This is a genomic window from Sporosarcina sp. GW1-11, assembly GCF_033088395.1.
Taxonomy (GTDB): domain Bacteria; phylum Bacillota; class Bacilli; order Bacillales_A; family Planococcaceae; genus Sporosarcina.
In genome coordinates this window covers 215110-234078 of sequence record NZ_JAPMIW010000001.1, presented here as the reverse complement: position 1 = coordinate 234078, position 18969 = coordinate 215110, and the positions used below count along the sequence as shown (strand labels likewise).

20 protein-coding genes are annotated in these 18969 nt (G+C 38.1%); 13 read left to right on the top strand and 7 right to left on the bottom strand.

Features of this window, described 5'->3' with window-relative positions; genetic code table 11:
* Positions 1 to 152 precede the first annotated feature (152 nt).
* Entirely contained in the window at positions 153 to 911 is a 759-nt protein-coding gene (locus ORD22_RS01180) for a TerC family protein (RefSeq protein WP_317644011.1), read from the top strand.
* Positions 912 to 1241: 330 nt separating this feature from the next.
* The gene (locus tag ORD22_RS01175; RefSeq protein WP_317644010.1) at positions 1242 to 2591 is read left to right on the top strand and encodes a TrkH family potassium uptake protein; all 1350 of its coding nucleotides are present in this window, start codon (positions 1242 to 1244) and stop codon (positions 2589 to 2591) included.
* Positions 2592 to 2632: 41 nt separating this feature from the next.
* Here ORD22_RS01175 and ORD22_RS01170 read toward each other — a convergent pair whose 3' ends face one another.
* Complete coding sequence (locus tag ORD22_RS01170; RefSeq protein ID WP_317644009.1) at positions 2633 to 4399, bottom strand: B12-binding domain-containing radical SAM protein; 1767 nt, start codon at positions 4397 to 4399, stop codon at positions 2633 to 2635.
* Positions 4400 to 4568: 169 nt separating this feature from the next.
* On the opposite strand from ORD22_RS01170, the gene ORD22_RS01165 reads away from it, so the two are divergent.
* On the top strand, positions 4569 to 5960 hold the full coding sequence (locus ORD22_RS01165) for an ATP-binding protein (protein ID WP_317644008.1): 1392 nt from the start codon (positions 4569 to 4571) through the stop codon (positions 5958 to 5960).
* 59 nt (positions 5961 to 6019) lie between these two features.
* On the opposite strand, the gene ORD22_RS01160 is transcribed toward ORD22_RS01165, so the two are convergent.
* Positions 6020 to 6655 (bottom strand): hypothetical protein, encoded by a 636-nt coding sequence (locus tag ORD22_RS01160; RefSeq protein ID WP_317644007.1) that lies wholly within the window; start codon positions 6653 to 6655, stop codon positions 6020 to 6022.
* Positions 6656 to 6714: 59 nt separating this feature from the next.
* Positions 6715 to 6903: a YkvS family protein gene (locus ORD22_RS01155; protein WP_317644006.1), complete on the bottom strand. Its 189-nt coding sequence runs from the start codon at positions 6901 to 6903 to the stop codon at positions 6715 to 6717.
* 223 nt (positions 6904 to 7126) lie between these two features.
* Here ORD22_RS01155 and ORD22_RS15125 point away from each other — a divergent pair, with 223 nt between their 5' ends.
* The 6 genes from ORD22_RS15125 to ccpC all read left to right on the top strand — a co-directional run bounded on the left by ORD22_RS15125 (position 7127) and on the right by ccpC (position 11778).
* Positions 7127 to 7327 carry an aspartyl-phosphate phosphatase Spo0E family protein gene (locus tag ORD22_RS15125; protein WP_411567600.1) on the top strand — a complete coding sequence of 67 codons (201 nt, stop codon included), beginning with the start codon at positions 7127 to 7129 and terminating at the stop codon, positions 7325 to 7327.
* 162 nt (positions 7328 to 7489) lie between these two features.
* Positions 7490 to 8359 (top strand): NAD(P)-dependent oxidoreductase, encoded by an 870-nt coding sequence (locus ORD22_RS01150; RefSeq protein ID WP_317644005.1) that lies wholly within the window; start codon positions 7490 to 7492, stop codon positions 8357 to 8359.
* A gap of 176 nt (positions 8360 to 8535) precedes the next feature.
* The gene (locus ORD22_RS01145) at positions 8536 to 8766 is read left to right on the top strand and encodes a hypothetical protein (RefSeq protein WP_317644004.1); all 231 of its coding nucleotides are present in this window, start codon (positions 8536 to 8538) and stop codon (positions 8764 to 8766) included.
* A 115-nt stretch (positions 8767 to 8881) separates the two neighbouring features.
* Complete coding sequence (gene cbpB, locus ORD22_RS01140) at positions 8882 to 9331, top strand: cyclic-di-AMP-binding protein CbpB (RefSeq protein WP_317644196.1); 450 nt, start codon at positions 8882 to 8884, stop codon at positions 9329 to 9331.
* A 133-nt stretch (positions 9332 to 9464) separates the two neighbouring features.
* Positions 9465 to 10904, top strand: a complete 1440-nt coding sequence (locus ORD22_RS01135) for an MDR family MFS transporter (protein WP_317644195.1) — start codon at positions 9465 to 9467, stop codon at positions 10902 to 10904.
* Positions 10891 to 11778 (top strand): transcriptional regulator CcpC, encoded by an 888-nt coding sequence (ccpC, locus tag ORD22_RS01130; RefSeq protein ID WP_317644194.1) that lies wholly within the window; start codon positions 10891 to 10893, stop codon positions 11776 to 11778. Before ORD22_RS01135 ends, ccpC begins: the two co-directional genes overlap by 14 nt.
* 133 nt (positions 11779 to 11911) lie before the next feature.
* Here the strand turns inward: ccpC and ORD22_RS01125 are convergent, their stop codons facing one another.
* The 4 genes from ORD22_RS01125 to ORD22_RS01110 all read right to left on the bottom strand — a co-directional run bounded on the left by ORD22_RS01125 (position 11912) and on the right by ORD22_RS01110 (position 14962).
* Positions 11912 to 13102 (bottom strand): MFS transporter, encoded by a 1191-nt coding sequence (locus tag ORD22_RS01125; protein ID WP_317644003.1) that lies wholly within the window; start codon positions 13100 to 13102, stop codon positions 11912 to 11914.
* Positions 13103 to 13406: 304 nt separating this feature from the next.
* The gene (locus ORD22_RS01120) at positions 13407 to 13862 is read right to left on the bottom strand and encodes a TlpA family protein disulfide reductase (protein WP_317644002.1); all 456 of its coding nucleotides are present in this window, start codon (positions 13860 to 13862) and stop codon (positions 13407 to 13409) included.
* Between the two features lie 83 nt (positions 13863 to 13945).
* Complete coding sequence (locus ORD22_RS01115; RefSeq protein ID WP_317644001.1) at positions 13946 to 14488, bottom strand: peroxiredoxin; 543 nt, start codon at positions 14486 to 14488, stop codon at positions 13946 to 13948.
* A gap of 171 nt (positions 14489 to 14659) precedes the next feature.
* Positions 14660 to 14962 (bottom strand): hypothetical protein, encoded by a 303-nt coding sequence (locus tag ORD22_RS01110; RefSeq protein ID WP_317643998.1) that lies wholly within the window; start codon positions 14960 to 14962, stop codon positions 14660 to 14662.
* 198 nt (positions 14963 to 15160) lie between these two features.
* On the opposite strand from ORD22_RS01110, the gene ORD22_RS01105 reads away from it, so the two are divergent.
* From ORD22_RS01105 to ORD22_RS01090, 4 genes are read left to right on the top strand one after another with little or no spacing between them, the layout of a single operon-like run.
* Entirely contained in the window at positions 15161 to 16267 is a 1107-nt protein-coding gene (locus tag ORD22_RS01105; RefSeq protein ID WP_317643997.1) for an ABC transporter ATP-binding protein, read from the top strand.
* The gene (locus ORD22_RS01100) at positions 16257 to 17081 is read left to right on the top strand and encodes an ABC transporter permease (RefSeq protein ID WP_317643996.1); all 825 of its coding nucleotides are present in this window, start codon (positions 16257 to 16259) and stop codon (positions 17079 to 17081) included. Before ORD22_RS01105 ends, ORD22_RS01100 begins: the two co-directional genes overlap by 11 nt.
* Positions 17065 to 17865: an ABC transporter permease gene (locus ORD22_RS01095; RefSeq protein WP_317643995.1), complete on the top strand. Its 801-nt coding sequence runs from the start codon at positions 17065 to 17067 to the stop codon at positions 17863 to 17865. Before ORD22_RS01100 ends, ORD22_RS01095 begins: the two co-directional genes overlap by 17 nt.
* On the top strand, positions 17862 to 18935 hold the full coding sequence (locus ORD22_RS01090) for an ABC transporter substrate-binding protein (RefSeq protein ID WP_317643994.1): 1074 nt from the start codon (positions 17862 to 17864) through the stop codon (positions 18933 to 18935). Before ORD22_RS01095 ends, ORD22_RS01090 begins: the two co-directional genes overlap by 4 nt.
* Positions 18936 to 18969 lie beyond the last annotated feature (34 nt).

The following is an 18969-nucleotide window of genomic DNA, read 5'->3' as shown; positions in this document are numbered from 1 at the left end:
GGGAAACCTATTTCATAATCGTCAATACATGGAATTCAATCGCCATCGGTTATGATAGCTGGATTTTGATTGTCAAATTCCGACTTAGCGAGACCTTTGCCTTTTATTAGGTGAGGGTCTTTTTATATTGTGAAAAATAAGGAGGAATTTTGTTGGATCCGATTTTATTAGAATACGCATGGGTGCTTGTCGTACTAATTGTACTTGAAGGTCTTTTAGCAACAGACAACGCAGTCGTTATGGCCGTAATGGTCAAGCATTTACCGAAACCGCAACAGAAAAAAGCATTATTTTATGGTTTAGTTGGAGCGTTCGTCTTCCGATTCGGTGCATTGTTCATGATTACATTTTTGGTGAATATCTGGCAGATTCAAGCTTTAGGTGCAGCATACTTATTAATTATTTCGGCCAAAAACATATATGACAAAGTGACACATTCACAAAAAGATCATCCAGATAAGAAGCCTAGAAAACAGTCTGGTTTCTGGATGACTGTTTTCAAAGTCGAGCTTGCGGATATTGCATTTGCTTTAGACTCTATGCTAGCTGCGGTTGCACTTGCGGTGACATTGCCTGAGTTAGGTGATTTCCATATCGGTGGCATCAACGGTGGACAATTCGTTGTCATGTTGCTCGGTGGTATGATTGGTTTGATTATGATTCGTTTTGCGGCGAGACAGTTCGTTGTTTTACTTGAAAAGTATCCAACACTCGAAACAGCAGCTTTCTTGATTGTAGGTTGGGTAGGTGTGAAGTTGGTCGTGTTAACATTGGCACATCCATCATTATTAATCATTCCTGAGACATTCCCACACTCTACAGTATGGAAAACAACATTCTGGATCGTTCTTCTAGTATTGGCGGTAGGCGGCTATGCGCTTGCTGTTGTGAAGCAACGATTGAAAAGATAATATCAAAAAATCCTCTTCTACTTTTGTGGAAGAGGATTTTTAATATGAAAACGTAACAAGTAATCCGGTATTAACGGCAAGGATGTACTTCCAACCTAGGCTTACGTTCGTAAAATCAGTTCTCCAAGACTCTCACTTTAGAAGGTGATGCATCTGCCTAGTGTAGAGTTACGGTAACCTTTTCAACCTTAGCTGTTTGTGTAGTAAAATAATCGTCCAAAGGTTTAAAATAGCAAAAAGAGTGTAAAGTTCATTGTAACGCTATCTTTTCGCTAATGCATTTGATAAAGTAAGAAAATGAAGTTTCTGTTATGAAAGGAATTTAAAAAGATGAAGCTCAATAGGGAAGTTTTTCAAAAATTTACCCCAGCGCAAATTATTGTGTTCTATTACTTTATGGCCATCGCTTCCTCCTTCCTATTACTGAACTTACCGGGTGTATATAAACCGGGCGTGAGTGTTTCATTTATAGATAGCCTATTCACAGCTGTAAGCGCCGTAAGTGTCACGGGCTTATCAACCATTAGTATCGGGGAAACATACTCGGTATTCGGTTTGTGTATGATTATGCTCGTTCTGCAACTAGGTGGAATTGGAATCATGTCACTAGGTACGTTTTTTTGGTTGCTTGTCAAAAAAAAGATTGGGATGAGAGAACGGCAACTCATAATGGTCGACACGAATCAATATACATTGCAAGGTGTTGTTAAACTCATTCAGCACATTATTCAACTCATTGTTGCGATTGAGTTGATCGGTGGCTCGATTCTAACACTTTATATTTATCGTTTTTATAATTCATTTGGTGAAGCACTACTTAACGGAATGTTTATGTCTGTTTCTGCAACGACCAATGCCGGTTTTGATATTACAGGCTCGTCGATGATGCCATATCACAATGATTACTTTGTTCAAATGATCTTAATGACGTTAATTATTCTTGGGGCTATCGGTTTCCCTGTATTGATCGAAGTGAAATCCTACTTTTCTAAAAAAGTTCCAAATTTTCGATTCTCTCTTTTCACAAAAATCACTACAGCTACATTCGGTATGTTAATGGTACTCGGTACTGTGATGATCTGGTTGCTAGAATCATTTCATTCGTTTAAAGGAATGAGTTGGCATCAACAATTTTTCACGGCATTATTCCATTCTGTATCTGCGCGATCTGCAGGGCTTGTGACGTATGACGTGACGAATTTCAGTGAAGCGACGGACATACTAGTTAGTTCCTTGATGTTTATTGGAGCATCACCGAGTTCTGTTGGTGGTGGCATTCGTACAACGACGTTTGCAATTGCGCTATTATTCCTCATTAATTTTGCGAAGGGGAATGATGTGATTCATATTTTTAAACGTCAAATTAAACTTATTGATGTGTTCCGTTCTTATGCGGTAATTTTAGTAGCATGTGCTATGGTAATGAGCGCGTTGCTTCTGTTGTTGCTTACGGAACCGGGTATTCCAGTTGTACCTTTGTTGTTTGAAATTACATCAGCGTTCGGGACTTGCGGAATGTCACTTGGTATTACATCAGATTTATCTGTAGTGGGTAAACTGATTATCATGACATTGATGTTTATCGGTCGTGTTGGATTGATATCGTTTATTTACACATTGGGCGGAAAAACGAACAAAACACCATATCACTATCCGACAGAGCGTGTAATTATCGGTTAATAATGTAAAAGCAGTATGAGAAAAAATCTCATACTGCTTTTTTATTGATATTCTTTTGTGGATTCTATAGCTTGTTCGGAAAGGTGATAGTACTGAGCTTTTTTACCCGGACTATATTGTATGATGAGATAGCCAGGATTCTTCGTAACAGTTAGATCATCTTCAAGCTTTGCAGCCGTTTCGGTGATGAAGACTTGCTTTCTAATTGTCCGTTCTGTATGGCCGAGTGATTCAAATGCATTGCCTAGCAGATGTGGTGAGCTGACAAGTAATTGATAGATCACTTTCAAACGTTCTTCTTGCAAACTAGAAGAAGGAGCCCACCAAATCTTTCTAGGTAAGAACTTTTGATGCATCAAGTAATCAATTTTCATTAAACTTTGTGCAACGGCTGTATCGACCTTTAATACTTCTTTCAGGAATTGTTCTAGGCGAGTGAATAAGTCTTCGAATTGATGACCGATTCGAGACCAACCTTGTTTTTCCCAGAAAGCACCAAACAGTTGAAAGAAGTCGAATGGCGTATCGACTAACTCTGTAACGATATATTCCATAGAGTGTATAAATCGTCCTGAGTTCCAATATTTTTCAAGAATGTCTTCTGTTTGTTTAATCTTCAGCATATCATCAAATGATAGTACATTATTCGATACAATTTCGTAAGGAGCTGTGTCGATATAACGATAACCATATTGTTCCGCTTGAATTCGTAGCCCTGTACCACGCAATAATTTTAAGAATCCGAGTTGTAGTTCTTCAGGTCGCAATGCAAATACTTCATTGAACGTATCACGGAAAGATGCATAATCTTCTTCGGGTAATCCAGCGATTAAATCAAGATGCTGTGCAATTTTTCCGCCTTCTTTGACCATCGTCACGGTGCGAGAAAGTTTTGTGAAGTTTTGTCGTCTTTTGACGAGTTCATTTGTCAAATCATTCGTTGACTGAACACCAATTTCAAATCTGAATAACCCAGCAGGTGCTTCATCATTTAAAAACTGAATAACTTCCGGTCGCATAATATCCCCGGTAATCTCAAATTGGAAAACAGTTCCTGGCTTGTGCTCATCAATGAGAAACTGGAACATTTCCATCGCATAACTTCGGCTAATATTGAATGTACGATCGACAAACTTTATCGTCTTGGCTCCATGCTCCATCAAATAGCGAATATCCTCTTTAATGGCTTCGCGATTGAAATATCTGACACCTACTTCAATAGAAGAAAGACAGAATTGACAAGAGAACGGACAGCCCCGACTAGTTTCGATGTAAGTCACGCGATTCGGGAGGTGTGCTAGGTCTTCAGTAAAACGAAAAGGAGAAGGTAATGTGCGTAAATCTAGTTTAGGTCCTGGTGCGGTAATCTTTAGTTGCTCATCTTGTCGGTAGGCAATTCCTTGAACGTCTGAAATGTCCATTTTTCCGTCGATTGCATGAAGAAGATCTTTAAATGTTCGCTCGCCTTCACCTATAACGATATAATCAATTTCGGGTACTCGTGCTAACCATTGATCATAATCGTAAGTGACTTCAGGTCCACCACAGACGATAATAGTTTCTGGACTAGTTAATTTTAATAACCGAATCACTTTAATCGTTTCTTCAATATTCCAAATGTATGCACTGAAACCTACAACCTGTGGAGTATGCTGATAAAGTTCCGAGACAATAGATAATGTGGGATCGTGAATTGTGAATTCAGCAAGTTCACAATGGAATTCTGGTTCAGCATAGGCCTTTAGGTAACGTATTGCGATATTGGTATGTATGTATTTTGCATTTAAAGTAGATAAAACGATATTCATGTGTATGCTCCTTATTATAAATTGGGTAATATAACTGTAAGAAAATGATATTTTATACCTATTCTAACCATTTTGTAAATATGACATACTAACAAAGCCGAATGAATTATTTTCCATAAATAGATTTTTTTATTTTCCAAGCGTATTTTGAATGAGGGGGGTTTTTCATATGGTAATGGAAGTATCAGATATTAACGAATTACTAGAAAGTTCTTTAAGTAAATTAATCATTGATAAAAATGGTAACATACTAGGGATGACAAAAGCTTTTAAAAATATGGTGGGTGAAAAAGCAATACCTAACCATATGTCAGAAATATTTGATGATCTATTAATAAAAAAAATACATTCTATACTTGAAAGTACTATACAACTTCAAAGCCCTGTCGAAAAATCATTAATTGGGCATTTGAAACTTACAGATGAGAATTATGCATCCTGTTATATTATATACCAGCCGGAAGTTGAAATGGCGACTATTACTATGAAAAATGATGAAAAAGAACCGGTGTGTCAAATATATGAGAATACTTTTAACACAACCCTAACTCCGTTGGCAATTGTGAATGAATGGGGGTTTTTTGTCACTACAAATACTGCATTTTATAAAATTTTTCGCTATCCTAGTAGCGATGACAATTTTCAATTAAAAACGTTTATAGAAAGTTTTCAGCATTATGAGCGTTTCTGTTACACTGATTATTTCCTACGGGCAAAGAGTGAAGCGTTTTCGCAGGTGAAAGTTTCTTATCAACTGTATGGGGAAACTAAATATTTTAATTTAATATTACAGCTTGATGCTGAAACTGAAAAGTTTGTCTTGAAAGTGGAAGACGTGACTGAAAAAGAGCATCTACTGGACTTGTTAGCCCATTCTGATCAATTATGTACAACGGGCGAAATCGCCGCTAGTATTGCACATGAAGTTCGAAATCCTATGACCACGCTACAAGGCTTCCTACAGCTACTTGAGCATGAAGTAACAGGGAATGCGCATAAATATGTAACCGTAATTCAGGAAGAAGTAAAACGGATGAATGAGATTTTAAATGAGTTGCTCATGCTATCTAAACCTATGGTAGATGAAATCACCGTATTTTCGCTTTCTGTTTTAGTTGAGGAAGTATTGATTCTATTAAGACCAAAAGCGTTGTTAGATCAAATCAACATAGTAAATGAAAAATGTATAATTGACCCTGTTTTTATCAAAGCAAATCCCAATCGTATTAAGCAAGTACTAGTGAATCTGCTGAAAAATGCGATGGAAGCAATGGAACCTAACGGGACATTAAACATTAAGGTTATTGAAGTTGCAAATAACAAGGTCGAGGTCTGCATTTCTGATACAGGTACTGGCATGAGTGAAGATATGATGGAAAATATTTTTTTACCGTTTGTGACTGAAAAAGAGGGAGGTACTGGTTTAGGGCTTCCATTTGTTAAAAAAACGATGCTTGAATATGGGGGAACGATTTCGGTAACGAGTGAAATAGGAAAGGGCTCTGCATTCCAGCTAAGCTTTCCACGAATAGACGTCAGCTTATCAGAAGTAGTGAGTTAATGATAAGTACAAAAAATCTGAACTGCGTGAGCGGTTCAGATTTTTTAGTCGTTAAATCATCACTTGATTGTAGATGCCATTTGTTTGAATTCTTCAATATGCTCGTTATCCTCTGAAGCATAAATAGTCACGCGGACAAGCTTGTCTTCACGCTCGATAACAAATCCTTTAAAGTAGCCTTCACTAGATTGTACTTGTGCACCTTTTGCGTTCAGAATTCCATCATTTTGTGGGAGTTCTGCTGCGTCTGTTATTTCTTGAGATGTTTCGCCATTACTTGAAGCTACTAGTAACTCTTGCATGTTTACATACAGTTCGTCGAATGTATAAGACTCTCCGCCTTTTGGCATCGTTTCAATACGCATGAAGAGGCTGCTATCCTCTTCTAGATATAAGCTATCTCTTCCCGGTTCTTCGCTAGTTAAAGTATAGCCAGGAAGCACCATCATGGAATAGTCTTGTTCATCACTTTTTGTTTCGACAGCATCTTTCATTCTGTCTGCTTCAGGTTCTTCCGTAGCGACTGGATCATTGTCTTCAACATCTGTTTCTGAATTTGTTGCTGGTTCTTCAATAGCAGTTCCATTTGAATCATCTATTTCTGTTTCTGTTTCATCTGTAGCTGACGTTCCGCAAGCGGCGAGCATTACAGATACAGCGAATGAAGCGAAAATGATACGCCATTTATTATTCATAGTGAAACACTCCTTTATTTAAGTATCTAGCAATTAGACGGATAGTTAAAAATAAAGTTTCATTTTTTCGAATGATGAATGATTGTATAGCGCTTATGATTAATTACGGTTTTTTCGTCCATTGATGATTCATCGAAATTTTCCATATAAGTCAAATCAACAATAACGGAGTTCTCGTTTACTTTTTCTACAATGCCTTGTAAACCTTCTTTGAATTCAATAATATCCCCGATTTCTGCAATTGTCATCTGGTAACATCCTTTCTATGTTTATGAATACGCACGATGTAATAGAGTGAATAAATTAATTTAAGAATCACTCTATAGTTTGCCTTAAAATATGTAAAAGGTAAAGTAAAATCTTTAAAAGAATGCAGCTGAAAATAGTACATCTGTCGAGAATTGTCGAAAAGATTATAAAGAGTTTTTTATTACTTTAGTATACTATAAGGTAAAAGGATTTTGATGGAAGGTGTATATTTTGAAGTGTAACTATAAATTTGAAATTGAACGACTAAGGGATCAATTAATTAAAGTCGCTTCAGAAGAAGGCATGCATGCTGATCGCACCATAATTCTTAGTCGAAAATTAGACTTGTTAATCAATAAATTTGTAGAGCAAGAAAATAATAAAAATTCATCAAAATGCGTTAGCAATGTTTATAAAAAGTGAAAAGGGGCATACTAGAAATGAACACAGCAACATTATCATTTCCCCCTTTTATGGATCAATCTTATTTTTAAGGTTGATCCTCTTTTTTTGTTCAGTTCATTGTATAAATATTTCAAATTCGGTACGATAGAACATATGGATTACTATACGAGGAGTGTTAGTATGCAAAAAGAAAAGATTTCTTTTATAGGGACAGGTGTAATGGGTTCTAGCATTGTAAAACATTTATTGAACGCATCATATGAAGTGACTGTATACACAAGAACGAAGTCTAAAGCTGAACCGTTAGTTGAATTAGGAGCAAAATGGGCAGAAACAGTCGCGGAAGCTGTACGTGGAGCAGATATCATTTTTACAATGATTGGAATGCCAACTGATGTAGAGGAAGTTTATTTGTCTGAAAACGGTATTTTTGCGAATGGATATGCTTCTCAAATCGTTGTAGATATGACGACATCAAGCCCTGAGCTAGCGATTGCTATTGCTAAGAAGGCAGAATCATTACATATGCACTCCCTAGATGCACCGGTTTCGGGCGGTGATATTGGAGCGCAAAATGGTACCCTTTCCATCATGTGTGGCGGTAGGGAAGAGTTATTTGACCGAATGATGCCGATTTTATCCGTATTCGGCAAGCAAATCGTTTATCAAGGTGAAGCGGGAGCTGGCCAACATGCAAAAATGTGCAATCAAATCACAGTAGCAGGAAATATGATCGGTGTATGTGAAGCGTTAGCCTATGCGATGAAGTCGGGGTTAGATCCTGAGACTATGCTGAAATCAGTCGCTTCTGGTGCAGCTAGTTCTTGGAATTTATCGGCACTAGCACCACGAATGATTAAAGCAGACTATGAACCAGGGTTCTATGTAAAACATTTTGTGAAAGACTTGAATATTGCGTTGAAGGAAGCCGAAAGATTGCAATTGGAATTACCAGGTTTAAAATTAGCGAGAACAATGTATACGGATTTATTGGAAAAAGGATATGGTGAAAAAGGAACACAAGTACTAATCAAACAGTATATAGAGTAACTCTATAAATAGTAAGAATAGTATTTTCTTTTTTAGATTCTACAGTCAAGCGTAAGTAGCAGACGTTGGTGAAAAAATTATATGCAAATCACTCATTACTAGCGGATGGAGTACATAAATTCTCGTTTTTTGCACAAGCTGTATTATACAGGTGGCATAGAAAGGAGAGTGTACTCATGTGGGATATTTGGCTATGGCCCATGGTTATCGCACTCGGTATTATGGTTTTGATTGGAGTAGCCGGTATTGAAAAGTATAGTAAATCTCTTCGACTGAATGAAACGGATCGCATACCAGAGACGGCAGCAGAGCATCCATTTACGATGAATCCACTGCTGTGGATTATAGTCATCGCATCTTTCTTCATAATCATAGTTATATTTTATTACTGGGCCTCTTTCTATTAAAGAAAGAGGTTTTTTGTTCATTAGAATAATCCTTGTTTAGAGGTAGGGAAAGGCAATTTGTGGTATGATAGAATGGATAAGAATAGACTTGTAAGTAGAATTTATGGAAATGATGATGAACAGAAGGAGCGATTACCTATGGTTTCTATCAATAATAAAGACTTTCGCTAATAAAATAATTTCTTCAGAAAAAGTTGCTCACGTGCAACTCGGAAATAATGCAGAACACGCTCTTCTCGTTTTAACGAAGACTGGTTATTCTGCTATTCCAGTATTAGACACTCAATATCATTTAAAAGGATTATTAGGTATTGGTATGATTACTGATTCGATTTTAGGCATGGAGAGAATTGAATACGAGAGATTGGAAGATATTAAAGTAGACGAGATTATGGATACCAATCTTCCGACGATTCGAGTAAATGATCGTTTTCAACGAGCATTGGATCTATTGATTAATCACCCATTTTTGTGCGTAACAGAAGAGGATGGTACGTTTGCGGGAATCATAACGAGACGCGTAATTATGAAAGAATTCAAAAAGTATATTTACAATGTTCACTGATTTTCTGTTAAATAGTGAGGTGTAATCATATAGAAAAATGACAAAAAGGCTCCTCTACTGGAGCCTTTTTCTAATAGAGGGAGTTGAGTATGTGAAAAAAGAAACTAAGCGTCCGTTTGTGCTTGCTGCGGTTATGCTTGCAATGTTCGTTGGAGCTGTTGAGGCGACAATTGTGACGACTGCGATGCCAACGATTGCGTCTGAGCTAGGTGGATTTTCACGCTATAGTTGGATTTTCTCATCTTATTTATTGATGAGCACAGTAACAGTATTGATTTATGGAAAGCTGGCGGATTTATTCGGTCGCAAACCAATATTTTTTATAGGATTGACCATCTTTTTAATTGGTTCTATTCTTTGTGGTTATGCAGATTCTATGGAACAACTTATTGTTTATCGTTTAATACAAGGAGTTGGTGCTGGTGCAGTTATGCCAATTGCGACAACAATTGTTGGAGATATGTACTCGACTGAAGAGCGTGCGAAGATACAAGGATATCTATCAAGTATTTGGGGAATTTCTGCGGTTTCTGGACCGGTCATCGGAGGCTTGCTAGTTCAATACGTTAGCTGGCAATTTGTTTTTTGGGTCAATGTACCACTTGGCCTGCTGTCGATGGCGGGGATTTACTTTTTCCTTCACGAACCGAAAAAGACGCGCAAAGCTTCTATTGATTACAAAGGGGCTTTCTTGCTAGCGACGGCATTATCTTCTATTTTATTTTGGTTAGTAGAAGGTGGACAGTCATTTGAACGTCTTTCGATTAATAGTTTGCTATTACTATTACTAGCTGTGGTAGTATTCATTTTGTTTTTCCGGCAACAAAAAATAGCGAAAGATCCGCTAATATCTTTTAGTATTTGGAAGAATCCTGTAATTCTATATGCAAACTTAGTGTCATTAACTACTGGAATTATTTTAATCGGTGTATCTTCTTATTTGCCTACTTATGTATCAGGCGTTATGGAGCAAAAAGCAATCATTGCAGGCTTCGCATTGACGACGATGTCTATTGGATGGCCATTAGCTTCGTCTGTAGCTGGGCATTTACTTATTCGTTTCGGGCCATTTCTCGTATCCTTTGCTGGAGGGATATCGCTTGTGATTGGCTCGTTACTGTTTGTCTTCATGAATGTTAGTCTAGGGCCACTATGGGCTGCGGTTTCGAGCTTCTTTATTGGGGTTGGAATGGGGCTGACTAATACTTCATTCATTGTCACGATCCAAGGTGCCGTTTCAAGAGAACAAAGGGGCTCAGCAACTGCGGCAAATATGTTCATGAAAAACTTCGGGAACACGATTGGTGCCTCCGTATTTGGTGCAATATTAAATGGTATGCTTTTGTCCTATTTTGCAGCGGGAAATTTATCGTATTCTATAGATGATGTCAATAATTTATTGACGGAAGAAAGTCGATTGAGGATTCCTAATCAGGAGTTGCTGAGCTTGCAAGGAGGTCTTGAATATTCTTTGCACTGGGTATATATTGCGATATTTGCTTTTGCGATTATTAGTTTGCTACTGATTTTACGAATTCCACGAGGAAAGGTGTATGACCATGTCAACAACTGAGTTGGATATTATTAAAGCGTTAGCTGAAGAGGGGAATATGCGTAAAGCTTCAGAACGACTGCATTTATCTCAACCTGCTTTATCACAGCGTCTACAGACGATCGAGAAAGAGTGGGGCATGCAGTTGTTCATCCGTTCACAGAAAGGTCTGGAACCGACGCCTGCAGGTGAACATGTTATCTCATATGCAAAAGAATCATTAGCGAAGCGAGATGAGACACTAGAGTTAATAGCCTCCCTTGAAGATAAGGTGCATGGCACATTGAAAATTGCTTGCGCTTCAATTATTGGTCAGACATGGCTACCGCAAGTTCTGAAAGATTATGTAGCGTTGTATCCCGATGCTAAAATATCATTGATGACTGGTTGGAGTTCGGAAATTTCGAAGGCACTTTATGAAGGGGAAGCCCATATTGGAATAGTGAGAGGGCAAACCGATTGGAAAAGTCATCGGATGTATTTGTTCCGTGATCAGTTATACTTGGTCGATTCCGAGATTTCTACGATTGATGAATTAAAAGATACCAATCGACATTTTATTCAGTTTAAAAGTGATTCGAATTATTACATGGAGATCCAGCGTTGGTGGAATAAGCATTTTAATCAAAATCCGAGTCGGCAGATTACCGTTGATCAGATCGAGACGTGTAAGCAGTTGGCATTGAATGGAATTGGTTATGCAATCCTTCCGTCTATTACGCTTTCGGGGGATGAGCGAGTGAATCGAATTCCGTTGTTAAATAGTGAGGAAGAATTTGAGTTGACACGCGATACGTGGTTGATTGGTTATAGCTCGACGTTTGAATTAAAGCAAGTGAAAGCGTTTGTTGAGATTGCACAGAGCCATGCCAGATTGTTGCGCAAGGATCAATAAGGAGAGGGTGGAAGGGGACTGTTATGCTACGTGTGTTTTCTTCTGATGCGCGAATCTCAAATCATTCATTAAATACATTACTTATTAGTAATAGAAAATAGCCTATCCATCGCGGGTAGGCTTTTTCAGTGGATTATACAGTTCTGGAAGACTGGATGAGTGATTGATGTCGCTTTGACCAGTAAGAAGCTAGTGTGAAGCATAGTAATAAAATGATAGTTCCTAAAATATATGGAGATTTCATATTCCAGTCGAAAATAAATCCTGCTGTTGCGGGGCCTATCATATTACCTAAACTCATATAGGCATTCATCATACCAGCTGCATAACCTTGTTCTTTACCTGCTAGTTTAGAGACTAGTGTGTTGACGGCAGGTCGTAAAAGGGATGTGGCGGTAGAGAAAATCGTTGATACTAAAAGAATGGTAAAAAAGGTATTAACGAATAGAATACCTAACATGGAGATTGCAGCCACTACTAGATTAATTAGGATGACTCGCATTTCACCAAAGCGCTTGAACAACCGATCAATAACGAACGTTTGAATAATTACACCTACAAATCCGCCGACGGTAATAATTAAAGCGATTTGAGAAGGGGTGTAGTAGTATTTTTGGTCTAAATAAAGTGAAATCGTCGTTTGGAAGTTTGCCAAACCGAAAGAAAATACGAACATAACGATGAGCATGATGAAATAGGTAGTCTGTGTAGACCGCCGCATCTGTTGAAAGAGATTCTCGTTTGTTGCCACGGCCTGTAAGACCGGCTTAGGATTCGGTAGGAATAGTAAGGAAACACTAGCTGCTAAAATGGCTGATCCTGTTGCTGCGTAGAAAGGAAAGGATAAGCTGATTTTCGACAAAAAACCACCAATTCCTGGACCTACCATAAATCCTAATGACATAGAAGCGCCCAGAAGTCCCATGCCTCTTCCGCGGTTTTCTAGGGAGGTAATGTCTGCAACAAAAGCCATAGTAGGTGCAACGATAAAGGCTGAACCGAAACCTGAAAAGAATCGGGAGACATACAGCATCCATAGCTCGGTTGATAAACTAAAAGCTAATTGAGAAAGTCCGTAGATAAGTAAACCGACAATAATAATTCGTTTTCTTCCGTGTCTATCCGAAAGATTACCAGAGATAGGAGAAAATATAAATTGAGCAAATGAAAATATAGCTATTAAAAGCCCAAGTGTTTGTCCTGCCACACCAAATGTAGCTAAGTATTCTGGCATAATAGGGATAACGAGTCCGACTCCAGCCATCGCAATGAACATGTTGAACATGAGTATGTAGAGTGCGAAATTTTTAGATGTTTTGATCATTCAACAGCTCACTTTCGTATAACTTTTTATTTTATCGTATCATAAATAATTCGTGTTGACACTAGCCATGCTTACGAATAGTAATCTTACATGTAGAATGGGGGAATATGTAAGCGAGAAAGAGTAATAGAGGCTAGAAGACCGTTACATTATAGTTGTCAAGTGACTTATTGATAGTTCTACACTCTTCGAATAGGCACAGAGCTGAACACTTCCTCACTTATTTCAGGGAAATACATCTGTGAAACGGTCTCCAGCTTACACAGAAAACAAAAAACTCCTCAAATGAGGAGCAGTTGGAAGATTAGTCTTCTTTTTTCATTTCGTCAAGTACACGATTGACGCGTTTTTCTAGCATTTTCATACCGCTTCCGCCTGCTTGGAAGTGACGAAGTTGTCCATCTTTGTCAAAGACGTAATAAGCAGGGACGTATTGGTTTTCGAATGCATCGTTCAACTTCAATTCGCTATCTACGAAGATTGGTTGTGTGATATCATGCTCAGCCGCTACTGACTTGATCTGCTCTAGGTCTAAATCGTCTTCTGAACGAGGCATATGTACAGCTACTACGTTCAATTCATCTTTGTACTGATCTCTGAATTTGTTTACATCTGGCATTGCTTCTTTACACATGTGGCAGCTGACTGACCAGAAGTGGATTAATGTAGGCTTCTGACCGACTAATTCAGATTTTGTCGTTTCACCGTTTAACCAAGTCGTTGCACCTTGAAGTTCAGGCATTTGTTCACGTAATTTCATCAAGAGTTCCTCCTAGTTAACTGCGTATTATTTATAGAAAAATCCCCACAGCTGAAGTAAAGCGTGGGGATGCTTGTCCAAAATTAAAGAGTTTCTTGACCCGGGCGCCAGTTTGCAGGGCAAAGGCCGCCAGTTTGTAGTGCTTGAAGAACGCGAAGAGTTTCATCCACGTCACGACCGATATTGTTGTGGAAAACTGTTTGATACTGAAGTTCTCCTTCAGGGTTGATGATATAAAGACCGCGCAATGCGATACCTTCTTCTTCGATCAATACACCATACTCACGTGATACTGAATGGTTCGTATCAGCTGCTAGTGGGTATTTAAGTTGCTCAAGACCATTGTCTTTACGATCTGTATTGATCCAAGCTAGGTGAGTGTGGATAGTATCAGTAGAAACACCGATTACTTCTGCATCTAGATCTTGGAATTCATCATAGCGATCAGACATTGCTGTGATTTCTGTTGGACAAACAAAAGTGAAGTCCATTGGATAGAAGAAAAGAACTGTCCATTTGTCGTTTTTGATGTTTTCTTGTAAACTAACTTTCCCAAAAGATTTGTCAGCTAATACTGCTTCCATTGTAAAATCTGGAGCTTGTTTACCTACCATACGTTCAGCCATTTATAAATCCCTCCAATTAATCTTTTGTGCAACTACTTAACTGTGTTACACAATTCTTCTATATAATATCAAATATTGGTTGCAATTACAATTAGAATGACTCGAAGATAATAATTATTATTAAAAGCAGTCAATTAAGTTGTATGTAAAAGATTTTGGTGAGTAAAGTTCTTACTCAAAATCTTGTTGGCACTCAGAAGGTTTTACCGGTCTAGCTTGGCAAGTCTGGCAATTTGGATCACAAATCATTTCCCGCCACTCGTCGCAGTCTTTACAATAGCGTGCATCGAACTCGTCGCTATAGTGTAGTGGCTCCATACATTCAACGCAATGAGAGGCCATTTCTTTCCAAGAACGGATTTTTCTATTGTTTACTAGATAGATTCCTTCTAGTTGATTTTCTTTAGTTGCTTGCTCTGTCTTTCGATTCCGCTTGGCGTCAGTGTCCAAATAAAAAAACAAGTGGTCTTCCAACTGAATCCCTCCTCTATATCTCGTTTCATTCTACTATGTCATTCGCGAAAAAACAATTTTCATGACCAATTTTCTGATTTTCGATTTTTTTGTAGAACCTTGAGAACATTTGCTTTCATCATTGTTTTGTGTATAATAATTAGGTTTACAAGGTTTCTATAATTTTGTTCATATATGCCTATACAAGGAGGAGTTAGATTGACAAATCAACCGATTATTCGTTTTGAAAATGTTACCAAACGATATAGTGAATCAACAACCGTACTTGATCGTGTCTCATTTGAAATGGAACGCGGGAAATTTTATACTTTGCTCGGTCCATCAGGTTGTGGGAAAACGACTATTTTGCGTTTAATTGCTGGTTTTACAGAAGCTACAGATGGTTTGATCCATTTTAATGGAAAGAAGATTAACTCCGTACCTGCAAATGAGAGGCAAGTAAACACGGTTTTCCAAGATTATGCCTTATTTCCGCATTTAAATGTCTATGAAAATGTAGCTTTTGGATTACGTATCAAGAAAGTGAAGAAGAATGACATAGATCGAAGAGTGAAAGAAGCGCTTAAGTTCGTCAATTTAGAAGGCTATGAATCGCGTGAAATTACGGAGATGTCAGGTGGGCAGCGTCAACGTGTAGCGATTGCTCGTGCAATTATCAATGATCCAGAAGTAATCCTACTGGATGAACCTTTATCCGCGCTAGATTTAAAGCTCCGTTCTGAAATGCAATATGAGTTACGAGAGCTACAGCAACGGCTGGGCAAAACCTTTGTTTTCGTTACGCATGATCAAGAAGAGGCGCTTGCGATGTCGGATGAAATATTTGTTATGAATAATGGAAAAATCCAACAATCAGGTACACCAATTGATATTTACGATGAGCCAATCAATCGCTTTGTTGCGGATTTTATCGGTGAATCCAATATTGTATCCGGCAGAATTGTCGAGGATTACTTAGTTGAATTTACTGGTAAGCAGTTTCAGTGCGTGGACGGAGGGTTTTATCCTAATGAGAAAGTGGATATTGTTATTCGACCAGAAGACTTGGAAATGACGACAATTGAACGAGGGAAGTTAAGTGTCACGGTTGATACACAGTTGTTTCGAGGAGTGCACTATGAACTTTCTACGTATGATGCGGACGGCAATGAATGGCTTGTCCATTCGACTAAACCTGCGGACGTTGGTACGATGATTGGATTAGATTTTGCGCCAGCTGATATTCACGTAATGCGTCTGAATGAATCAGAAGAAGATTTCGACGCGCGTCTAGAATCGTTTGGAGTGGTGGAAGATGAAGAATAATCCACTGCGCTTCGTTTATGCTGTGCCTTATGCTGTATGGATGCTCCTGTTCGTTTTAGCACCAATCGTCGTGATCGTGTATTATTCCTTTTTTGATTTATCAGGTCAATTGACATTAGGGAATTACCGTAACTTTTTCACGTCCATTTACTTCAAATTGACGATGAGTTCGTTTTGGTATGCCTTCCTTATTACGTTTTTCTCATTGCTTATTTCGTATCCGACAGCGTATTTCCTGACGAAAACGAAACATAAGCAATTGTGGTTGTTATTGATCATTATTCCATCTTGGATTAACTTACTATTGAAAACCTATGCGTTTATCGGGTTGATGGGATTGTATGGACCGATTAATGCGTTTTTAGAAACGATCGGAATCGGTAGTCAACAAATTTTATTTACTGATTTCAGTTTTGTTTTCGTATCTGTTTATATTTTTATACCGTTTATGATTTTGCCTATTTTTAATTCGCTCGATAAAATTAATCCTGCGTTACTAGATGCATCGAAGGATTTAGGTGCCAATGCATGGGTAACATTTAAACGAGTGGTTTGGCCGCTGACAATTGACGGAGTGAAATCGGGGATACAAGTCGTATTCATCCCAGCACTTTCACTTTTCATGATTACGCGGCTGATTGCGGGTAATAAAGTAATCACACTTGGAACTGCAATTGAACAGCAGTTTTTAGTGACGCAAAACTGGGGGATGGGTTCTACGATTGCGGTATTCCTAATTATCTTCATGTTTTTAATCATGGTCCTGACATCAAGAAAAGAGAAGGGAGCGTCTGCTAATGGGAAAGTTAAGTAGTCTACCGAAGATTTACTTAGCCGTCGTCTTTATTATTTTGTATGCTCCTATTTTCTATCTTATTTATTACTCATTCAATTCTGGCGGAGGAATGTCCAATTTTGAATCATTCACGCTAGAACATTATCAAGCAGTCTTTTCAGATACGCGTCTGTTAATTATCGTTCTGAATACGCTAATTATCGCGTTGTTGTCTGCATTGCTTTCTACAACTATTGGAGTAATTGGAGCACTAGCGATTTATTTTATGAAAAATAAATCTGCTCGCCAAACGGTTTTGTCTTTGAATAATATTTTAATCGTGAGTCCGGATGTTATTATCGGTGCATCATTCTTAATACTCTTTACATTAATTGGAGTCAAACTTGGATTTGCGTCTGTTTTAATTTCGCATATTGCATTCAGTGTACCAATTGTTGTAATCATGGTCTTGCCGAAGTTGCAAGAAATGAGTACGTCATTAATAGATGCTGCGCTAGATTTAGGTGCTACACGTAAAGATGTTTTAACGCGTGTCATCTTACCGTATATTAAACCTGGAATATTTGCGGGCTTCTTTCTAGCCTTAACGTATTCATTGGATGACTTTGCGGTAACTTTTTTCGTCACAGGTAACGGCTTCTCTACATTATCTGTAGAAATCTATTCGATGGCACGTACGGGGATTACGCTGACGATTAATGCATTGTCGGGTTTGATCTTCTTGATTACGATGGTCTTAGTGCTAGGCTATTATATAGTAGTCAATAAAACGAAAGTGTCAGCCAAGGAGGTGAAAAGATGAAAGGACTAGTCAGTAGTGTAGTAGTGATCTTACTCGTTTCTTTTATCTTACTATTCACCAATTATCAACTAGAAAATAAGCAAGGTCGTGCAGGGAAAGATACGATTACTGTTTACAACTGGGGAGAATATATTGATCCAGATCTTTTGAAAGAATTCGAAGAGCGTGAAGGTATTAAAGTAATTTATGAAACTTTTGATTCCAATGAGGGGATGATGGGGAAAATTGAACAGGGCGGTACGTCGTATGACATTTCAGTACCTTCAGAGTATGCGGTGCAGATGATGGAAGAAAAGAATCTGTTATTGCCCCTGGATTATGAGAAAATCCCTAATATAAAAAATATTGATCCGTATTTTATGAACTTACCGTTTGATCCGGAGAATACGTACTCCATACCTTACTTTTGGGGGACGGTAGGTATTGCATATAATCCATCGCTTTTAAACGGACAAACATTTGAAAGTTGGGATAGTTTATGGGATGCGTCGCTACGTCAAAAATTGATATTGGTAGATAGTGCACGTGAAGTACTTGGGGTTTCGCTAAACTCATTAGGTTATTCATTGAATTCGACAAGTTTGCAGGAATTAAAAGAAGCGACAGATAAACTAGCAACAATGGTTCCGAATGTGAAAGCGGTAATTGGTGATGAAGTGACGCAGCTAATGATCAATAATGAGGCATCTGTCGCGCTTACTTGGTCAGGGCAAGCGGCTGATATGATTTCTGAGAATGATGAGATTGATTATATCGTTCCGGAAGAGGGATCGAATTTATGGTTTGACAATATAGTTATTCCAAAAACGGCTGGGAATATAGAAGGCGCTCATAAATTCATTAATTTCATGTTAGATCCAGAAATTGCTGCGCAAAATGCGGAGTATGTCGGTTACTCTACACCAAATATCGGGGCGATGTCCTATATGGATGAAGAAACGATTCGTGATGAAAGATTTTATCCAGATGAAGAAGCGAGAGAGCATCTAGAAGTGTATGAAAACTTAGGTTTAGAAACACTTGGGGTGTATAATGAGTTATTCTTGAAATTCAAAATGGGTTTACGATAAGAAGTGAGTTAGAGAAGCGAGTCTACTATGTAAT

Excerpts from the sequence above, each read along its gene's own strand:
- ORD22_RS01175 (WP_317644010.1), top strand. The coding sequence starts at position 1,242 with ATGAAGCTCAATAGGGAAGTTTTTCAAAAATTTACCCCAGCGCAAATT.
- ORD22_RS01090 (WP_317643994.1), top strand. The coding sequence starts at position 17,862 with ATGAAAGGACTAGTCAGTAGTGTAGTAGTGATCTTACTCGTTTCTTTT.
- ORD22_RS01160 (WP_317644007.1), bottom strand. The coding sequence starts at position 6,655 with ATGAATAATAAATGGCGTATCATTTTCGCTTCATTCGCTGTATCTGTA.
- ORD22_RS01120 (WP_317644002.1), bottom strand. The coding sequence starts at position 13,862 with ATGAAATTACGTGAACAAATGCCTGAACTTCAAGGTGCAACGACTTGG.
- ORD22_RS01135 (WP_317644195.1), top strand. The coding sequence starts at position 9,465 with ATGCTTGCAATGTTCGTTGGAGCTGTTGAGGCGACAATTGTGACGACT.
- ccpC (WP_317644194.1), top strand. The coding sequence starts at position 10,891 with ATGTCAACAACTGAGTTGGATATTATTAAAGCGTTAGCTGAAGAGGGG.
- ORD22_RS01155 (WP_317644006.1), bottom strand. The coding sequence starts at position 6,903 with ATGACAATTGCAGAAATCGGGGATATTATTGAATTCAAAGAAGGTTTA.
- ORD22_RS01095 (WP_317643995.1), top strand. The coding sequence starts at position 17,065 with ATGGGAAAGTTAAGTAGTCTACCGAAGATTTACTTAGCCGTCGTCTTT.
- ORD22_RS01100 (WP_317643996.1), top strand. The coding sequence starts at position 16,257 with ATGAAGAATAATCCACTGCGCTTCGTTTATGCTGTGCCTTATGCTGTA.
- cbpB (WP_317644196.1), top strand. The coding sequence starts at position 8,882 with ATGAACAGAAGGAGCGATTACCTATGGTTTCTATCAATAATAAAGACT.
- ORD22_RS01165 (WP_317644008.1), top strand. The coding sequence starts at position 4,569 with ATGGTAATGGAAGTATCAGATATTAACGAATTACTAGAAAGTTCTTTA.
- ORD22_RS01150 (WP_317644005.1), top strand. The coding sequence starts at position 7,490 with ATGCAAAAAGAAAAGATTTCTTTTATAGGGACAGGTGTAATGGGTTCT.
- ORD22_RS01125 (WP_317644003.1), bottom strand. The coding sequence starts at position 13,102 with ATGATCAAAACATCTAAAAATTTCGCACTCTACATACTCATGTTCAAC.
- ORD22_RS01145 (WP_317644004.1), top strand. The coding sequence starts at position 8,536 with ATGTGGGATATTTGGCTATGGCCCATGGTTATCGCACTCGGTATTATG.
- ORD22_RS01170 (WP_317644009.1), bottom strand. The coding sequence starts at position 4,399 with ATGAATATCGTTTTATCTACTTTAAATGCAAAATACATACATACCAAT.
- ORD22_RS01115 (WP_317644001.1), bottom strand. The coding sequence starts at position 14,488 with ATGGCTGAACGTATGGTAGGTAAACAAGCTCCAGATTTTACAATGGAA.